Source organism: Chryseobacterium sp. OSA05B, from assembly GCF_019970065.1.
Classification (GTDB): Bacteria; Bacteroidota; Bacteroidia; order Flavobacteriales; family Weeksellaceae; genus Chryseobacterium.
The window spans coordinates 1-572 of the sequence record NZ_JAHXYH010000049.1; the positions used below are offsets into that span (position 1 = coordinate 1).

Annotated in this window: 1 pseudogene; it reads left to right on the forward strand. The window is 38.1% G+C overall.

Annotated features, from left to right (window positions below):
- Nucleotides 1-572: pseudogene (locus LC419_RS23520) on the forward strand (S9 family peptidase); the annotation flags it as partial.

Here is a 572-nt window from a genome sequence, read left to right on the forward strand (position 1 = left end):
AATGCACAAACTTCAACGGCTAAACTGCCGGGCGACCCTACGCTTCCCTCTACCAAAGAGACCCTTGACAAGCTGATTTCCTATGATAAAGGGAATTTTAAATACAAAGTAGAAGATTATTTTGCAAGACCGTCTGCTTCCAGCTTCCAGATTTCGCCGGATGGGCAGTATCTTTCCTACAAAGAAAAAGACTCTGATAAAAAAAATCACGTCTACGTAAAAGAACTGAAAACCGGGAAAATTACGAAAGCTATTGTAGAAAAAGATGATCTCATCGGAAGCTACGGCTGGCTGGATAAAAAAAGAATGTTCTTTACTCAGGATAAAGGAGGAAATGAAAATACCCATTTGTACGCCGTGGATATTGATGGGAAAAATCTTAAGGATTTGACTCCTTTTGATGGTGTAACGCTCAATTATGCCAATATAATTAAAGATACCGAATTCGTAATTGTGGCTCTGAATAAGAATAACAAGCAGATCTTCGAACCCTATAAAATCAATTTTAATACAGGGGAAATGACTCAGCTTTATGAGAATAAGGACGTTAATAACCCTATTGACGGGTATGT